Origin of the sequence: Streptomyces sp. NPDC048411 (genome assembly GCF_040704695.1) — a bacterium.
In the GTDB taxonomy this organism is placed as follows: domain Bacteria; phylum Actinomycetota; class Actinomycetes; order Streptomycetales; family Streptomycetaceae; genus Streptomyces.
This window is the reverse complement of the sequence record NZ_JBEZKL010000302.1, coordinates 1-1,473: the sequence shown is the minus strand read 5'-3', so window position 1 is coordinate 1,473 and position 1,473 is coordinate 1. Positions and strand designations below refer to the sequence as shown.

At 70.8% G+C, this 1,473-nt stretch carries 1 pseudogene; it reads left to right on the top strand.

The window, feature by feature from the left end:
* Nucleotides 1-448: 448 nt before the first annotated feature.
* A pseudogene (locus tag AB0915_RS39170) lies at nt 449-1,473 on the top strand (IS200/IS605 family accessory protein TnpB-related protein); the annotation flags it as partial.

Here is a 1,473-nt window from a genome sequence, read left to right as displayed (position 1 = left end):
ACATGACCTGCGACACCGCACGCCGATCGCACGCACCGACCACCGCTGCGCCCGCGCTTCGCGCGGACGACGGGGAACTCAGAACAGGCCCTAGTCGCGGACGCCCCTAGGAGCCGCCGCCCTCCGCCCGGGCCACCGCGCCGCGAGCCGCCCGGGGCGCGCGCCCCGGGATCCGCGCGCGTGCCCGCCCCGTGCAGGTTCGGCGGCGGTGCGGTCTTCGCGCGCTCCGCGTCCGGTTCGCGGCCGGAGAGGGCGGGCGTGGCGTAGTGGCTCAGCGCCTCGACGGGGGTTGTGAGCTGCTGTCGGTTTGCTGAGCTGAAGTGAGTGGTGGTGAGCGGGAGTGAGTCCTGGCGGTGGGGGGGAACGGGAGTTCTGGGGTCGAATGGGTGACCTCGGCGGCTGTGGCTCGTTGGGCCTGGTAGCGGGTGCCCGGCCTTGAGGAGGTGATGTGGTGGGTGGATTACGGAAGCTGACGGCCTCGTTCGTGGTGCCCGGGCCTTGCGGGGTGGCGGTCCGGGATCGTCTCAAGCGCCTCACGTCCCAGGACGAGAGGGTGCTGCGCGCGGTCGGTGAGCATCAGGGTGCGCTTGCTTCCCGTGATCTCAAGGCCCGTTGTGCGGACGGACACGATCACAGCACCGATACGTGGGCGGCACGCAAGCGGGAGCTGACAGCACTGTCGTCGTCGCGGATCGCCGGTGCGATCACCAAGGCCACGCACGATCAATGGGCACTGGCGCGCCGTTGTCAGGCGGCGCACATCCAGAAACTGGCAGCCGGGATCAAGACGCTGCGGCACCGCCTGTCCCTCCCGATCGGGGAGCCCGGAACGAAGCGGGCCGCGGGCGGCTACCGGTCGAAGAACGAGTGGTTCCGCAAGTCCCGTCGCCTCGCGATGCTGGAGGCGCGGCATTCCGCTGCTGTTGCCGAGTGGCAGGCCGGACAGGTGAAAGTGGTACGGGGCGGCAAACGTCTCCTCAACACCCGCCACCACCTCGCCCAGTCCCAGCTCACCGAGGAGCAGTGGCGGGAACGGTGGGAGGCGGAGCGCTGGTTCATCGGTGCCGATGGCGAGTCGGGGAAGCGGTTCGGGAACGAGACGATCCGCGTCACCCCGGACGGTGAGGTCAGCATCAGACTGCCTGCCCCGCTCGCGCACCTGGCCAACGCCCGGCACGGCCGGTACGTCCTCACCTCCCGTATCGGCTTCGCGCACCGGGGTGCGGAGTGGGCCGACCGCATCGAAGCGAACCGGGCCGTCGCCTACCGCATCCACCTCGACGTGGACCGCGGCCGCTGGTACCTCACCGCGTCCTGGCAACGCCCCGTCGTCCAGACCATCCCGTTGGCCACCGCCCGTGCCCGGGGCGTGGTCGGTGTCGACACCAACGCCGACCACTTCGCCGCCTACCGCCTCGACCAGCACGGCAACCCCATCGGTGACCCGCACCGCTTCCCCTACGACCTGTCCGG